The sequence below is a fragment of the Pseudobutyrivibrio sp. LB2011 genome (assembly GCF_000701765.1).
GTDB lineage: Bacteria > Bacillota > Clostridia > Lachnospirales > Lachnospiraceae > Pseudobutyrivibrio > Pseudobutyrivibrio ruminis.
This window is the reverse complement of sequence record NZ_JNJS01000001.1, coordinates 1-17,069: the sequence shown is the minus strand read 5'-3', so window position 1 is coordinate 17,069 and position 17,069 is coordinate 1. Positions and strand designations below refer to the sequence as shown.

Sequence of the window (17,069 nt, the reverse complement as noted above, 5' to 3'; positions counted from 1 at the left end):
CTTAATTAATCTTCTCCAAGTCTTGCTAACATATCGTGAATTTCCTGCTCCTTTGAGCATACAAATTCTACGTTAACATCCTTTATCTCCATACCGTCCTGGGCAAAGTAAAGCTTAATATAGAAGCTTGCAAAGCAGTCTGCGAAATCAACAGAAACTGTCTGCCACTCTCTGTCCTCTCCGGTGAGGGTTATCGTCTTTACGATATCTCTATCTCTGAAAACTGTCAAAGGAATCTGTGCAAGTGCGCTAAGATTTTTTGCACGTACAGTCATTGTAAGTCTGTAGTCGCCGCGTTCTTTGATTGCAACGGAAAGCATATTGGCACTGTCACGACCTGTTCTGATTTCAGCTGGATCAACAGCAAAAACATCACTTTCTTTGAAGTTGCAGTCAATCATATTGTCATATGAAAGCTCTTCCTCATCTGCCTCGTCTAAAAGCTGATTATCTATCTCATTGTTTTCATTTATAAGTCTGAAGAACACTGGCTTTGAAATAATGAATCTGCAAATGTTTGCAGCGCAACGCTGATAGTCAGCTCTAGTTACTGTACCATTTGCAAGGCCCTCCAATGAGTTATCATTGTTTGTGTTGTCAGCAGCACTTGTTGTAACCATGTAAAGGTCGTTTTGAGCTGCTACAATGTCTGCCATATCAGCTCCGTCTCCTGCTCCAGCATTTCCGCCTTTTGCCCACCAGTCCGTCATTACGATACCTTCAAAGCCCCATTCATCCCTAAGGATTTTTGTAACCAAATCGAAGTTTGAAGATGTGTATCTTCCGTTTACTGGGCCGTAAGTTGTCATAACAGCATGAGCGCCAGCTTCTTTAACAGCAATCTCATATCCCTTTAAATAGAGCTCTCGGATTGCGCGCTCAGATGCCACATGCTCAGCATAGTGACGTGAGGTCTCCTGTGTATTCAAAGCAAAATGCTTTATTGTTCCAGTGATATGGTATTTATGCATACCCTTAAGCTGATATGCAGCGCACTTACCTGTTAAGAATGGGTCCTCTGAAAAATACTCGAAGTTTCTACCATTCAAAGGATTTCTGTGAAGATTCATACCTGGTCCAAGCAATACATCCACTTTGTTTTTACGAAGCTCCAAACCTTCCCACTGATAAAGCTCTTCCATTAATTCAAGATTCCAAGTGCTTGCTAAAAGTGTTCCATTTGGCATAGCGAAAGCTTTCTTGCCAGAATCCATTCTGATTCCAGAAGGACCGTCTGTACAGCAGGCAACAGGAATACCGTAACCTAAAAGTGAATCTGTAACACCACCAAATGCTCCGCCTGTTCCTGGTGTAACCTTTGGTGAGCTCATTCCCTCGCCTCTAACGATGGCAACCAAATCATCATCAGAAAGCTGAGCAATGAAATCATCCATTGATACTCTGCCTTTGGCAACATCCACAAGCTTGTAGCCCTTATCACCTGTCTGGGTGATTTCTGTTGGAAGCTCCTCTAGGTGATGCTCAACTGTAGTTTTTGATGCAGTTGGAACAGCTTCGTAAACAACTGAGAATATTCCATCTGCATTTATCTCAGGCTTAACCCTTGTAAATTCAATTGGTGGTGCCATCAACTCTGACTTTTGTTCCACCACAATAGTTTCAGAAATATCTACTGAAGCCGACTCCTCTGCTCGCACATCGCCGCCCACGTAGAATGTATATGTTCCCTGCTCTAGCACATAGGCGCTTTTGTGGCCTGTAACGCCAGAGTCATCGTAGCAAGACATATAGTATGCTGGTACGTGGATTTCACATTCCACTGTTTCACCAGGTTCGATTTCCTTAGTCTTATCAAATCCTACCAATACTCTTGATGGATTTCCCAGCTTGCCCTGTGGCTTTTCTAAGTAAAGCTGAACAACCTGCTGTCCTTTGCGTGCACCGGTGTTAGTAACTGTTGCTACAACTGTAGCACCATTTGTAATATCAAACTCCAGGCTACTACATTTAATATCAAAGCTTGTGTAGGATAAACCAAATCCAAATGGATATAAAACTTTGTCCTTAGCAAATGTTTCAAAATATCTGTATCCAACATAGATATCTTCCTGCTGGATATTTCTCTTCTTTTTACCAAAGTTTGCTGTAGATGGGTAATCATCAATATCATAGGCAATAGTATCAGAAAGACGACCTGCTGGATTTACATCACCTGATAAAACATCAAGAACACCATTTCCGCCTTCCTGGCCTCCCTGCCAAATATATGCCACAGCGCTTGGGTTGTACTTTTCAACCCACTTCATATCGATAATATTACCTACATTCAAAAGAACGATTGTCCTTTCAAATGCATCAGTGACGTGTTTAAGCATTGTGTGCTCATCTTCTGTAAGAAGGAAGCTGCCTGCCGTTACACTATTATCCTGGTCCTCACCTGCTGTACGACCAATAAGCACAATTGCAACATCAGACTTTGCTGCTGCCGCCTTTGCTATTTCTGGAGTGATTACCATTTCCTTTTGGAACCATGGTTCACTGGCCCATCCGATTCCGGCATCAAATGGATTTTCCTTTATCCATTCATCATAGATTGCTTTTAAATCCTGGTTAAGATTATATCTATCATCAGCCTCAAGTGCTTCTTTTACTCCAATAACATACCTGGTATTTACCATACCGCCTGAGCCTGTACCGCTTTTATAGTAGTTGTACTGACTACGTCCAAACAATGAAATAGTGGTACCTTTCTGAAGTGGTAAAACATCACCATCATTCTTCAAAAGTACCACACCTTCTGCAACTGCGCGTCTCGCCACAGCTGCAAATTTATTCTCGTCAAATAGCTTTCCCGACATTCCTCCAATATCCTTTCTCCAAAACATTCTTTCAAGAGTATACATTACAGATTCATGGCTTGCATCATTTATTTATACAAAATTCATCTTCATTTTTGGGCTTTTTTATCAATAAAACTTGCAATTAATTGTGCACAATGATAAATTTTTATTTATAGAGAATTGAGGGAATTATTATGAAAAAAGGATTAGTAATGGAAGGTGGAGCCATGAGAGGCATGTTTACCTGCGGCGTAATCGATGTTCTCATGGAAAACAATATTGATTTTGACAGTGCTGTTGGTGTTTCAGCTGGTGCCACATTTGGACTTAATATTAAATCAAAACAGATAGGACGAGGTCTTCGCTACAACAAAAAATATTGCAACGACAAACGCTATGCTAGCTTCAGCTCCCTGATTAAAACAGGAGACATTTATAATGTGCCATTCTGCTATGGCACTCTCCCATACGAGCTTGATAAATGGGATTACGATACCTTTTACAAGAATCCTATGGATTTCTACTGTGTAGCCACAGAATTATCTACCGGAAATGCGGTATATCATAAATGCGATAACTGTGACGGCACTCCAGATGGAATAGACATTCGCTGGATACGTGCATCAGCTTCAATGCCTGCAGTGTCAAAGCCAGTTCCAATCGGAGATGATTTGTATTTAGATGGTGGAATGTCAGATTCCATTCCTCTTCGTTTTATGGAAAAGCAAGGCTGCGACAAAATCCTTGTTATCGAAACCCAGCCTGCTGACTATATTAAAAAGCCTCAGAAATACATGAAAATTATTAGATGGATTTTGAGAAAATATCCACGAATGATTGACACAATGGAAAACAGGCACAACATGTATAATGCGCAAAAAGCATACGTTAAAAAGCAGGTTGCCAATGGCAAGGCTTTCGTAATCAGGCCAGATGCCCCTCTCAACATTGGTGCCACAGAAAAGAACCCTGACGAATTACAACGTGTTTACGATATCGGACGACGCATTGCCACAGAAAATCTAGAAAAAATAAGAGCTTATTTGACCGCTTAGTCAAATAAGCTCTTTTATTATTCTTTCGTCTATACGGTAAACTGGTTAATAAGATTTTCAATCTTATCTGATGATTCAGATACTACAGTGGCACTGTTATCCACACCACGAGAGTTTTCTGCAACCTGTTCTGCACCTTCAGCAAGAGTTGTGGCTGTAGCACTAACCTCTTGTGTACTAGCTGACTGCTCCTCTGAAATAGCAGCCATAGAAGTTGCAATCTCATCAACGCTACCAATCTTATCAATCATATCACCAACAGTATCGCTGGCTTCATCAAGGCTCTTGAATATCTTTTCAAATGTCTCTCCAGCCTGGTTTACAGATTCCATACTGGTGTTGATTTCTTCAACATTTGATTCTGCCTTTGTTGAAAGCTCTGCAATCTGAGCTGTAATCTCTTTGATAATAGCTGAAATCTGCTGAGTACTATCTGCAGAGTTCTGAGCCAACGCACCTATCTCATCAGCAACAACTGCGAATCCCTTTCCAGCTTCGCCGGCACGTGCAGCCTCAATAGAAGCATTAAGTGAAAGAAGGTTGGTCTGGCTGGAAATAGAATTAATCATATCAACAATAGAATCAATCTGCTTAGCAGACTCATCTACGTTGTTAACAACATCATTCATTTCACGCATTGACTGTGCAACATTTGTCATACCAGACTGAACTGCCTGCATGTCACGCTGACCATCTCTTGCTGTGCTAACCAAATCATCCATTGTCTGCTTGGTTGTCTCACTCTGCATAGTCAAATCATTAACCTGCTGAGCCAATGTAGTTGCATTTTCTGCAAGATCAGCAACTGCTGAAGACATATCGTCCATTGTATGCTGAATCTGTTGCATAGCACTTGCCTGCTCATCAGCACGCTCGTTCAAATCACCAGATACATTCTTACTATTTGTAGCCTCTGAAGCGAGCTGATCAGTCATACTCTTAATCTCGGTAAGAGTACTTCGCATCTGCTCAACATAATCATGCATGTTGTTATTCATGGTGCCAATCTCATTTCCGCCGCCTGCTGGAATATCCACTGTAAAGTCACCATTTGCAATTCTTGTAATATTCTCTGTAAGACTACGTACTGGTTTTGTAATCTTCGAATTGATTAACTGAAGAAGGATTACTGCCATTGCCAAAACAATAATTGCAGCAATTACAATACTAATGAGTATGAACTGTCTAAGTTCTGCTAATACTGCATCCTGAGGTACATATGAAATAAGAGTCCACTCTGTACCATCTACGTTATCAAATGAAACGAAATAATTCTTTCCATTATTTCCTTTCATTGTAACAACAGTATCACTTCCGCCTGCAGCAACAACTTCTGACATTCTCTGCAAGAAGCCGTCATCTGTATGTTCAGATACATCTGTACCAACATATTCTGACTCTACTGAACCAATAATCTGAGTACCCTGAACAAGTAAGCTGGCACCCTTTCCACCTGGAGTATACTGGCTAACCATCTCTGAAATACCAGCAAGGGCAATATCTGTAGACATTACACCCTTACGACCATTCAAAGTGATAGAACGTGAACCGCACACAACCATATTTCCTGTTGTTAAATCCAGAGAAGGTGCACCTATAAAAATCTCTGCCTGGCCATCACCATTCTGATACCAACCTCTGGTAGTTGCATCATATTCACTTAAATCCGGGAACCATCCGCTACCATCATAGAACTCAGTTCTGCCGATTGCGATATAAGCATCTGTTACAACACCTGGGAACTCATTCAAAGATTCAGTCAGCAGATTATTAACCTGAACATCACTTTCAAAGGTTCCACCCTCAATAGCATCTGCCAAGCCATCATAATACTTGGTCATGCTATCCATTGTTTGTGCAATATCAGCAGCATTTGCTCTAGATTCCTGATGTAATCCCTCAGTAGCCTCTGACACAATTACCTTCTTTGCCTGCAACGCCAAAATAGTGGTTACAATTGCGATTGCCACAATTACAAGAGGTATCAAAACCGCCAATAATTGTGCACTAATACGCTTTTGCTTAGCTTGTCCTTTCGCCATAAGCCCCCTCCTTCTGTATAATATGAAACGTAAACGTAGAATGTACTAATTTAAACACTAGCATATTTGGATGTGCAAATTTGTAAATTTCTATGTCTTGTCTGTGAATTCGATATGTTTTCTATATTTAATATGTAATACAAAATTTATTCACTAGATATCTGACAAAAGTATGATATGATGTAAATATCAAAGGGGAAATTCGAACTATGAGGTTCATAAAAGAAAGGGGTTTATTATGTTAAAAGACTATACTAAAATTCCTGCTCCACTAAACTCAGATGTTGTTTTGAAAATAATTCCTGGTCACTTCGCAACCAACCACTCCCACATCACAAACTATATGGAAATCGGAACCATAAAGACCAGATGTAATGAGGCTCACGGTGTTGCCCAGCTTCTTGCAATGCACTATTCCGTATCCACACCAGTAGACACAATCGTATGTGCCGATGGCATGGAAGTAGTTGGAACATATCTTGCCGAAGAACTAACAAAAGCCGGCGTAGCAAACTACAATCAGCACAAGACAATCTATGTCACTGCCCCAGAGCTTGCTCCATCCGGCCTGCATATTTTCCGCGATAATCTACAACTGACTATCCGCGACAAACACGTTTTATTATTATTTGGATCACTAACTACCGGCCGCACTCTCGAAAGTCTAGCCGAATGTGTACAATACTACGGGGCAACCATCAGCGGTGCCTGCGCCATCTTCTCAGCCGTTCGAGAAGTGGACAACATCCCAGTAACAGCCGTATTCCACGACGAGGACATCCCTAACTACCAGTCGTACCCACTCCACGAGTGCCCTCTCTGCAAATCCGGCACCCCAATCGACGCCATCGTAAACTCCTTCGGCTACTCAGAGCTTCGCTAATCCCAGGGGCCACCATCCACAGGTGGCCCCTACTCCTCTTCGGCGAAGGGGTCGATTTTGATTTCGAACCAGAAGGTGGCGCCTTGGCCGGTGATGGATGAGACACCATATTTGGCACCGTGGAGCTCCAGTACGTTCTTTACGATGGAGAGGCCAAGTCCGGTGCCTTGAAGGGCTCGCTTGTGGGTTGTCTTGTCTTTGTAGTAGCGGTCCCATACGTATGGGATGTCTTCCTGCTTTACGCCATCGCCAGTGTCCACTACTTCGATGCGGAGGGTATTGCCGATGACCTTTTGAATGACGGTGACCTTTTTGTCCTCGCCGGTGTAGTTTATGGCGTTGTTTACCAGATTGTAAAGAACCTGGTACATCTTCTGCTCATCTGCATATACGTTGACTTCGTCATCGTATACAAAATCGATAGTGTAGCCCTCTACTTCGCGAAGCTTGTTGTAACGCTCAAGAACGTGACGAATACTTTCAGTAAAGTTGTATTCCTCTGGCTGGATGGAAATTGTGCCAGCCTTGAGTTTTGAAATGTCCAGCATGTCGTTTACAAGACCTGTTAAGCGCTCCGTCTCTTCGATGATAACCTGAACATTTTCTGGCGTGTTCTCGCCAGGGATGTCTCTCATAACCTCAGCATATCCCTTTATCATAGTAAGCGGAGTTCTAAGGTCGTGGGATACGTTTGCAATTAGTTCTTTTTGTAAGCTGTCTGCCTTTCCAAGTTCTTTTGCGGCGTAGTTTAGAGTAGCTGATAACTCTGCAACCTCCATATAGTCATCTGCATCGAATTTAACACTGTAGTCACCAGCTGCAAGCTTCTTGGCGCCATCGTTCAATTTGATAATAGAGCGAGATGTGCTTTTAGCTGTGGCTGCTGCAAGAATAAATGCAATGATAATTATGATGACAGTGATAATTCGAAGCTGAGCTTTCAGTGTAGTAACTGTAGCATCGACAGGTGTTAACACTGAGTTAATCATGACAACTTCTTCCTGACCATCTACTTCGATTATACGAACATAAATAACAGACTCAGCCAATTCATTACCAATGTTTTGTCTGAACTGCTCCTTCGTCATTTCATTTTCCGGAGGGATTGTGTATTCGATTTTTCCTTCACCCTGACCAGATTGTTCTTCTGAGGTTTCATCTGCACTATCAGGAGCATTCTCTAAAATGTTTTCAGGTTGTTCCTCGTCGGATTCTGGTGTAGCTTCAGATTCTCCATCTACACCCTCTGGCAGTTCCATGCCCGTTCCTTGATTAAGGTTTTCCCTGATGCTTCGCTGCATTTCGCTACCTTTAAACTCAATGACAGCCTCGCCACCATTAGCAACAGCCTCATCGTAAAACAGACTGAACATAAAATGTGGCAATGAAGACATCTGGGAATTTGAAATATATTCCGCATTATAAAGGGAGTTGCCCTCTGAATCTGTAATGAATACGCCCAGGTTGTAGTTGGCCGCAAGCTGGTCTATTTCAGATGCAGGATCATCAGATTCATGAAGAAGCGCCTCAACCTTATCTAGAACATTTTCTGTTTCCTTTTGCTTTATCATTTTGTAGAAATCATTCAGATAGACAATCTGAAAAAACCATAGTACTCCTAAAAGTACTATGGCAAAAATCAAGAATATACAAAAGGTTTTCCATTTAATACTAATTTGACTTTTTTTCAATGGGTCCTCCACAATTAAGCCTCGAATCTGTAACCTACTCCTCTAAGTGTAACAAGCAGGCGACGATACTCACCTAGACTGTTTCTAAGTAGCTTTATGTGTGTGTCCAGTGTGCGGTCATCACCATAGTAGTCATAACCCCATACTTCGGTAATAAGACGCTCACGTTCAAGTGCTATGTTTTTATTTCGAACCAGGTAGAAAAGAAGCTCGTATTCCTTTGGCGACATATCTACACGCTTGCCATCAATAGAAACTGTTCTGGCAGTAAAGTTAATTTCCAGGCCTTCATAACGGAAGATATCTACCGCACCTTCATCAGACTTGCTTCGGCTTGTAACAACATTCACACGCATCATAAGTTCCTTTGGTGAGAATGGCTTTACAACATAATCATCAACGCCTGCTTCAAAACCGTGGATTCTATCGTATTCCTCTCCTCTTGCTGAAAGCATGATAACTGGAATATCCTTTATCTTTTTGATTTCACTGCAAGCTGAGAATCCATCAAGCTCTGGCATCATAACATCCATGATGATAACATCATAATCGCTGTTTGCCTTTACCTTTTCTATTGCATCCATACCATCGCATGCTTCTGATATTTCATAGCCTTCAAACTCACCGTACTTACGGATAAGTGAACGAATCTTTTCTTCGTCATCTACCACCAAAATCTTTTTCATACTGACCTCCTATAGCTAACCCAGCTTAGATTATTATATAATCCCCCCTAAATGTGAATTCTAAGTGACGATATTAGTATTTTTTACTGAATATATGTCTTCTTTGCTTTACGGATAAAGTATGAGAAAACACACCATACTACAACAAAAGCAATGAGAAATCCTACATTTACTGCATGCGGGAACTTTACATAACCAGTGTCATTAAGCAATCCCTGAATTCCAAACACAATACAAAGTGCTCCAAAAATAGCTGACTTTGGCATCAAATACTTTGATAATCCTTTGATATCAGCACACTTTGCAAGCTCCTCTGCTGTAATCATCATAGGATCAACAATTCCTGCCTTAAGGCTTTTGATACTAACAAATACCAGGTATACTCCCAATACCCCGATTACAACATCAAATATTTTCATAAAACTAATATCCATTTTTAATCCTCCAATAAATTATTCTCGCCTAATATTATATAGATTATTTATTCTCTTTTCTATAAAAACAGGCCATTTATTATCCTCAAAAGTTTTCCCGCAATTCCATGAAAATTAACAAAAATATCAGATAAATCCATTTGAATAAAAGCTGTTCTTATTGTATTATTATTCTATACTGTGCAGGAGGGATAAGACATATGGATATTACAGGCAAAAAGATTTTAATATGCGATGATTCAGTCCTTGCTAGAAAACAACTCATGGATGCAGTTAAAGAAGTCAGCACAGGTGCTACTTTTATTGAGGGGAAAAACGGAGCAGAGGCTGTAAACTTGTACAAATCAGAAAAACCTGATTTAGTTTTTATGGACATCGTAATGCCAGAGAAAGACGGCACTACTGCTCTATCTGAAATCAGAGAATTCGACAATGATGCAATCATTATCATTGTTTCTTCAGTTGGTACTCAGGATCAACTCAAAAAGGCAATTCAGCTCGGCGCAAAGGACTTTATTCAGAAGCCTTTCGAGAACAATCAAATTCAAGAAATAATCGAGCTTCGACTTGGAGGAAAATAATCTATGTATACACAATTCTTGGGGAATTATTTGCTTCAAAAAGGAATTGTAAATCAAGAGCAGCTTTTCAATGCAATGTCTCGTCTTTCGCAAACACATATTAAGCTTGGCACAATTGCCATTCACGAAGGTTTCATGACCGCAAAAGAAGTGGATGAATGCTTATATGTGCAAACTCGTGAAGACAGGCGCTTTGGTGAAATAGCTGTTAATAGAGGATATCTTACAGATGATCAGGTAAACGATTTACTTACAAGACAGACTCCTGATTTTATTTTACTTGGCCAAAATCTTGTTGAAGATGGAATATTTTCTTACGAAGAGTTAGAGCGTATTCTTTTCGATTATAAAAATGAAACTGAAATATATGATTTAAGTCTAGATGTTGAAAATGAAGAAGCTGTCCGTGCAATCATTTCCAATTTCTTTGTTCTTGCAGAAATGCCTGTAAGTGAAGAAAACGTTATGTATTTGGAGCTGATGTTCAACAGCTTAATTAGATTTGTTGGAGAGGACTTTTCTCCTCTCACTCCTATGGTACTTGATGAATTTCCTGTCACATTTGGTGTTTCGCAGAAAATATCCAGTGACAGAGAGTTTATTACACATATTGATTGCGACAGGGAAACAGCCATTGCATTTGCTTCCCGCTACGCAAAAGAAGACTTTGGAGACTTCGATGAGTACGTTGTTGCAGCCCTTGAGGACTTCCTCAACCTCCACAATGGACTCTTCATAGTAAATATTTCCAACGCCTTATCAAAAGACATATCACTTGCTCCACCAGAAATCACCGCCGACGGCGTTCTCTACGGAGCTAACAAATGCGTAGACTTCCCAGTCGCCTACCCATTCGGAACCATACACCTTATCATATGCTTTTAAACTATGAGAGCTACCTGTTACGTCTACAAGCCTACTGATTTCTCCGCTCGACAACACGTCTCGCTTGAGAAATAGTAGAGCTTGTTGACTACAGGTAGCTCATTTACTTTACGTAAATATGATTTGGTGCTATGCACGGCTTTTTACGATTATTAGATTCCGAGGAAGCGTTTTACCTCTGCACACATGTCCGCTACTTCTACGACGGTGTCATGACGAACCTCTGCTGAGCGAATCTCTTCGATGGCATTAGGTACTGCAACCTTTCCAAGCTCTGAAAGCTTGTCTACTAGTACGAAGTCTTCCTCGCTTTCATAGGCTGAGTCGATTGCACCCATGACAGCACGTGTAAACTTGAATGGGCTGGCTGTTGAAGCAATGACTGTAACCTTGTCGTCCTGTGTGTCAGCCTTGAATTTCTCCCATACACATGATGCAACACCAGTGTGTGTATCAATGATGTAGCCTGTCTTGTCATAAAGATTCTTGATAGTCTTGCCTGTCTCTTCTTCTGAAGCGTAATTTCCATAGAAGCTTTCAAGCTTAGCCTTCATATCTGAAGTGATTTCGTATTTACCAGTTGTCTTAAGAGACTCCATAAGTTCAGAATTCTTTTCGGCATCATCACCAGCAATGTGATAGATCAATCTCTCAAGGTTGCTAGAGATAAGGATATCCATTGATGGAGAGTTTGTAAGAATGAACTCTCTGTTTTTGTCGTATTCTCCTGTAGTGAAGAAATCATAAAGGACCTTGTTTTCATTTGATGCGCAAACAAGCTTATCAATAGGAAGTCCCATGTTCTTTGCATAATATGCAGCAAGGATATTTCCAAAGTTTCCAGTAGGAACAACTACATTGATTGTCTCACCAGACTGTACCTTTCCCTCTGAAAGAAGCTTTGCGTATGCGTATACATAGTAAGCAATCTGTGGAACCAAACGGCCAATATTGATTGAGTTTGCAGATGAGAACTGGAAGCCTGCTGCATCAAGCTCTTTCTCAAGAGCCTTGTCGTTGAACATCTGCTTAACACCAGTCTGAGCCTGATCGAAGTTACCCTTGATACCAACAACATGAGTGTTAGCACCCTTCTGAGTAACCATCTGGCGTTCCTGGATTGCTGATACACCATTCTTTGGATAGAATACAACGATTCTAGTGCCCTCTACATCTGCAAAGCCTGCAAGAGCAGCCTTTCCTGTATCACCTGATGTAGCTGTAAGAATGACGATATCGTTCTTGATATTATTTTTACGAGCGGAAGTAATCATAAGATGTGGCAAAATCGAAAGTGCCATATCTTTAAATGCAATTGTTGAACCATGGAAAAGCTCCAAATAGTATGCTCCATCAGCATAAACAAGTGGTGCAATTTCCTCTGTGTCAAACTTGCTATCATAAGCGCTATTTATACAATGCTTAAGCTCGTCCTCTGTAAAATCTGTAAGGAAAAGCTTTAACACTTCATAAGCAACCTCCTGATATGTCATTTCAGAAAGCTTCTCAAGTGAAACATCTAGAGCTGGAATGGATGTAGGTACATATAAGCCTCCATCATCAGCCAAACCCTTTAAAATAGCCTGTGAAGCTGTAATCTGCTGCTTTGATGCATCTCTTGTGCTAACGTAATTGATTCCCATGATTATTCCTCTCTAACTATATTTTTGTTTAACTATTCAGCTAGTCCCAAACAGTTACACATACTGTAGCACAGTAAAGCATTAAATGCTAGTAATTTCTGTAAATTACTCTACTGCTTTAAGAGATTCTGTCATGCTGATTTCGTCAAGCTTTTTGCCCATTAACAGATTGATAATAAATGTAAATAATACCGTCAAAACAAAGGCCAATGCATAGCTAAAAGCAGTGACTCTAACATCAAAGGTAATCAAATCAACCACTATCTCGCTCATAACAAAAGCATGGAGAATCTTACCTAAAACAAGTCCCACTGCTGCTCCCATTATCGCCAGAAGTATATTTTCTCTAAATACATAGGCACTAGTCTCTTCCTTGTAGAATCCCAGCACCTTTACCGTAGCAATTTCCCTTACACGCTCAGCAATGTTAATGTTGGTCAGATTGTAAACAACAACTGCTGCAAGAGCCATTGCACTACCTATTACAAGATAAACTATGATGTTCAAGCTCTTCATCATACTGTCTACTCGATCCAAAGTATCTATGGTGGCTGAAACCACAGAAATGCTCTTATTATTCATAAGCTCAGCGCCAACTGAATGAGCATCCTCATCCTCTTTGATATTCAAGTACACATTCTTCTTTTCTGGAAGTGTTCCAATGTTTGTTTCATATCCGCTAGTTGTTAGATATACATAGTTGTATATGAAGTTTTCGTTTATGGCTGCCACCTTAAAAGTGGTAGCATTCATTGAATCGGATGATATGGTTACTTTATCACCAACTTTTATACCATATCGGTCGCTGAGTCCCTTGTTGACGATTATCTCATCATCCTTTAAATCCGCAAATACAATATGCTCCTCTGAACCATCATGCATATCATAGAAGTAATCTATATTCGCATCGTTATCATATACATTTAAGTATACATTCTTGGTATGCTTACCTGCCTTTAAATCCACGGAAGTGTGATAGTAAAGCAAATAATCATCTACCGTATATCCCCTGTTTTCAAGTGGTGCTACTGTATCTTTGGCACCATCTTTCAGGGTAATATCCATATCGTACTTAGATATATTCGTAAACTGATTTACAGCAATGTCTGCAATAGAATCATAAATACCAAATCCTGCCACGAGTAGAGCTGTACATCCGCCAATTCCAAGAACCATCATGAATAATCTGCCTTTATAACGGAAAATATTACGAAGGCTAACCTTCTTTAAGAACTTAAGCCTGTTCCAGAACCATGGTATATATTCTAGGAAGATACGCTTGCCTGCCTTTGGAGCCTTTGGACGCATAAGTGATGCAGCCATCTCTCCCATTTCATACCTGCAGGATATAAATGTAACTCCAACAGAACATACAAAAGCTACAACAAAACTGATTATCAACATAGCCGGGCTAAAGAAATATGTAATTTCTGATGTGTTGTACATCATCTTGTAGGCAAACCAAATAGCCTTAGGAAATGCAATTGTTCCAGCCACAAAGCCTAATGCTGTTCCTATAAATGCAGCTGAACCAGAATAAAATACAAACTTCCCCATGATGCTTCCGTTGCTATATCCTAAAGCCTTTAAAACACCAATTTGGGTTCGCTGGTCCTCAACCATTCTGTTCATGGTGGTCATAAATACAAGCGCCGCAACCAAGAAGAAGAAAACTGGAAATACGTTAGCTATAGCTCCTACAATTGTAGAATCACTTTCAAAACAAACATATCCCACATTGCTGTCTCGCATTAAAAGATATGTATTTGCTTCCTCAATATCTTCGATTTCAGCTTCTGCATCTGCTATCTCAGCCGCCGCATCTGCTATCTTTGTATTGTACTCCTCTAACCCCTCTTCGTATTCTGCAAGTCCATCATTATATTCTGCAAGACCGTTTGCATACTCTGTCTTTGCTGTTTCAAGTCCCACCTGAAGAGTATAGAGTTGCACACTAAGCTCACCGGCAGCTGCCTGCTGGTTTGGATCAAGAAGCAGCATATCAAGCATCGCTTTCAGCTGACTTTCCTGAGTCTCATATTCTTCTATCTGAGCTTTTGCTGAATCCAGCTGTTTCTTAGCACTATCCAGCTCTTCTTTAGCATCAGCCAATTCTGTTGCCCCATCCTCTTTGCTGGTTTCAAACTCTTCCTTAGCATCATTCAGTTCATCATAAGCATCTGCTATTATTCGATTAAATCTATTATCAGCAGCCTCATCAAGAGCCTTCTGGACCTCATCCTCTTTCGCATCAATAAGGTCCTTATATTCATCAGAATAGATCTCCAAGTCGCTATCAAGCTTCACATAAATATCGGTGTAATACTCTACATCAAATCCACCTTTATTTATATAGATATAACCGTCTAGCACACCACTTCCAAGGGTTGTGCTACCACGTTCATATTGAATGTATAATGGGGATTTTACTGTACCAACAATTGTGTACTGGCTGTATTTAAAGTTTTCCCTGTCCTCTTTTTCATTATTGCTGGATATTTTTATTGTATTTCCGATAGTGGATGCATCAAACAAATATGAATCTACAAGACACTCATCATCGCTCTCTGGCAATCTGCCTGACTCCAATACTATGGTATTTACGTTAGTTGGAATGCTAATAGCTTTAATGGCATGTGATGAATCTGCATAGTCAGCCAAAACGTCAAAGGAAATCGACCCTTCTACGGCCCTTGCACTGACATTCTCTGCCACATAGTCTACATCTTCCTCTTCAAATCCCAATGTTGATATCAATCTATAGTCATAGAAGCTGGTATCCTTAAAGTACTGTTGCATAGCCTGACGCATAGCAGGATCCGTTACCTTCAGTCCCGAAAAGAATCCAACACCAAGGGCAATGATAAGAACAAGAGCGATATATCGACCTATGGTCTCTTTTATTTCTCTAAAACTTGATTTTGCTAGCATTTATCTTCTCCAAAACAAATAACCACTAGTAAACTATCTCGTCCACACTCTTAGGATGTTCATTCAAAGTAATATCAACAACCGTGCCTGATTTAACAGAAATAACTCTATCCGCCATTCCTGTAAGGGCATGATTATGAGTAATTACCACAACTGTTTTGCCCTTCTTCTTGCAAGTATCCTGAAGAAGCTTCAAAACCGCTCTACCTGTAGCATCATCCAAGGCACCAGTTGGTTCATCGCAAAGCAGTAGCTTAGGATTCTTTGCAAGAGCTCTTGCTATGGCAACTCGCTGTTGCTCACCACCAGAAAGCTGAGCCGGGAAGTTATTCATTCTATCTGCCAACCCCACCTGAGTTAAAATCTCTTCTGCCGGAATTGGATCATTACAAATCTGGGCAGCCAGCTCTACATTTTCCTTTGCTGTAAGATTTCCAACCAGGTTATAAAACTGAAAAACAAATCCCACATCATATCTGCGATAGCTTGTCAGCTCCCTAGGTGAATATCCTGACACATCTCTATCAGCCAGATAAACGCCTCCCGAAGTAAGAGTATCCATTCCACCCAGGATATTCAAAATCGTAGTCTTACCTGCGCCGGAAGCCCCTACAATGATGCAGAACTCCCCTTCTTCTATTTCAAAATTAACATCGTGGAGAGCCTCTATCTTCACCTCTCCAGTCTTATATATTTTTCCAACATTCTTAAACTCTACAAAACTCATGAAAATACCTCCGCCTAAAACACAAAATGGTGGCTAGCGATTTAATAGTATCACATAAGTGTGACGCAATAGCGAAAAGTAGTGTAAGGATGCTGTTTAAAATACACTTTGTTTCAACCTGCTAGACACATCGTATCTGCCAAGTTATTTCAGTCAAGGGCAAGCCTCAGGAGCTACGCTCCCTTGACTTCATAACTTTTGGCAGATAAATGTTAGTCAAGCAGGTTTGAAACTGAGACTGTGGCGAAGCCACCAGTGCTAAGGGAGGGGAAGGACACGCGGGCTTTCCAAACCTTTAATTCGGCGTGTCTGTTTTGTAGGTCTCAGACACGCGCTTTGACCATACCTTCAATTCCGCGTGTCAATTTCTAGCTGCTCAAACACGCCGTTTTTCTATTTTGCACTAGTCAAGCAAAAGTAGACAGGTTTACGTGTTTTTACACATAGTTTCTCCACTGTAATACTCTCGATACTGTTTTGGAGTCAGATAACTCAGAGAGTAGGCAGGGCGTTCTTCATTGAAGAACACTATGTATCTGGCAATGTCTTTTTCAATGGTGGCATTGCTTGTTATATGTAGATCACTAAATATCTCTGCCTTAATCCAACCATTAATCGCTTCCATAGCAGCATTATCAGTAGGAGTTCCCGCACGGGACATAGAGTGAATTATGTTATAAAGTGGCAGTATTTCATTAAAGTTTTTAGAT

The 17,069-nt window shown here is 40.6% G+C and carries 13 protein-coding genes; 4 read left to right on the top strand and 9 right to left on the bottom strand.

What is annotated here, in order from left to right; all coding sequences use genetic code 11:
- Positions 1-5 precede the first annotated feature (5 nt).
- Positions 6-2,819 carry a glycoside hydrolase family 3 protein gene (locus T375_RS00065; RefSeq protein WP_044934859.1) on the bottom strand — a complete coding sequence of 938 codons (2,814 nt, stop codon included), beginning with the start codon at positions 2,817-2,819 and terminating at the stop codon, positions 6-8.
- A gap of 176 nt (positions 2,820-2,995) precedes the next feature.
- Here T375_RS00065 and T375_RS00060 point away from each other — a divergent pair, with 176 nt between their 5' ends.
- On the top strand, positions 2,996-3,856 hold the full coding sequence (locus T375_RS00060; protein ID WP_044933656.1) for a patatin-like phospholipase family protein: 861 nt from the start codon (positions 2,996-2,998) through the stop codon (positions 3,854-3,856).
- 29 nt (positions 3,857-3,885) lie between these two features.
- Here the strand turns inward: T375_RS00060 and T375_RS00055 are convergent, their stop codons facing one another.
- Positions 3,886-5,898, bottom strand: coding sequence for a methyl-accepting chemotaxis protein (locus T375_RS00055; protein ID WP_044933655.1), 2,013 nt, complete (start codon positions 5,896-5,898; stop codon positions 3,886-3,888).
- Between the two features lie 238 nt (positions 5,899-6,136).
- Between T375_RS00055 and T375_RS00050 the strand changes: the two genes are divergently transcribed.
- On the top strand, positions 6,137-6,781 hold the full coding sequence (locus tag T375_RS00050; RefSeq protein WP_044933654.1) for a phosphoribosyltransferase: 645 nt from the start codon (positions 6,137-6,139) through the stop codon (positions 6,779-6,781).
- A gap of 29 nt (positions 6,782-6,810) precedes the next feature.
- Here the strand turns inward: T375_RS00050 and T375_RS00045 are convergent, their stop codons facing one another.
- The 3 genes from T375_RS00045 to T375_RS00035 form a co-directional block, all read right to left on the bottom strand.
- Positions 6,811-8,472, bottom strand: a complete 1,662-nt coding sequence (locus T375_RS00045) for a sensor histidine kinase (RefSeq protein ID WP_044933653.1) — start codon at positions 8,470-8,472, stop codon at positions 6,811-6,813.
- 14 nt (positions 8,473-8,486) lie between these two features.
- Positions 8,487-9,158, bottom strand: a complete 672-nt coding sequence (locus T375_RS00040) for a response regulator transcription factor (RefSeq protein ID WP_044933652.1) — start codon at positions 9,156-9,158, stop codon at positions 8,487-8,489.
- 83 nt (positions 9,159-9,241) lie between these two features.
- On the bottom strand, positions 9,242-9,592 hold the full coding sequence (locus T375_RS00035; RefSeq protein ID WP_044933651.1) for a hypothetical protein: 351 nt from the start codon (positions 9,590-9,592) through the stop codon (positions 9,242-9,244).
- A gap of 200 nt (positions 9,593-9,792) precedes the next feature.
- Between T375_RS00035 and T375_RS00030 the strand changes: the two genes are divergently transcribed.
- The gene (locus T375_RS00030; RefSeq protein ID WP_033153704.1) at positions 9,793-10,173 is read left to right on the top strand and encodes a response regulator; all 381 of its coding nucleotides are present in this window, start codon (positions 9,793-9,795) and stop codon (positions 10,171-10,173) included.
- Between the two features lie 3 nt (positions 10,174-10,176).
- On the top strand, positions 10,177-11,058 hold the full coding sequence (locus T375_RS00025; protein WP_044933650.1) for a hypothetical protein: 882 nt from the start codon (positions 10,177-10,179) through the stop codon (positions 11,056-11,058).
- 152 nt (positions 11,059-11,210) lie between these two features.
- Here the strand turns inward: T375_RS00025 and thrC are convergent, their stop codons facing one another.
- The 4 genes from thrC to T375_RS00005 form a co-directional block, all read right to left on the bottom strand.
- Positions 11,211-12,701 carry a threonine synthase gene (gene thrC, locus T375_RS00020; RefSeq protein ID WP_044933649.1) on the bottom strand — a complete coding sequence of 497 codons (1,491 nt, stop codon included), beginning with the start codon at positions 12,699-12,701 and terminating at the stop codon, positions 11,211-11,213.
- Between the two features lie 105 nt (positions 12,702-12,806).
- Positions 12,807-15,632 (bottom strand): ABC transporter permease, encoded by a 2,826-nt coding sequence (locus T375_RS00015; protein ID WP_044933648.1) that lies wholly within the window; start codon positions 15,630-15,632, stop codon positions 12,807-12,809.
- 25 nt (positions 15,633-15,657) lie between these two features.
- Complete coding sequence (locus tag T375_RS00010) at positions 15,658-16,359, bottom strand: ABC transporter ATP-binding protein (protein WP_033153693.1); 702 nt, start codon at positions 16,357-16,359, stop codon at positions 15,658-15,660.
- 427 nt (positions 16,360-16,786) lie between these two features.
- Positions 16,787-17,069 (bottom strand): integrase core domain-containing protein (locus tag T375_RS00005; RefSeq protein WP_044933647.1); only part of this gene is annotated, 283 nt, incomplete at its 5' end.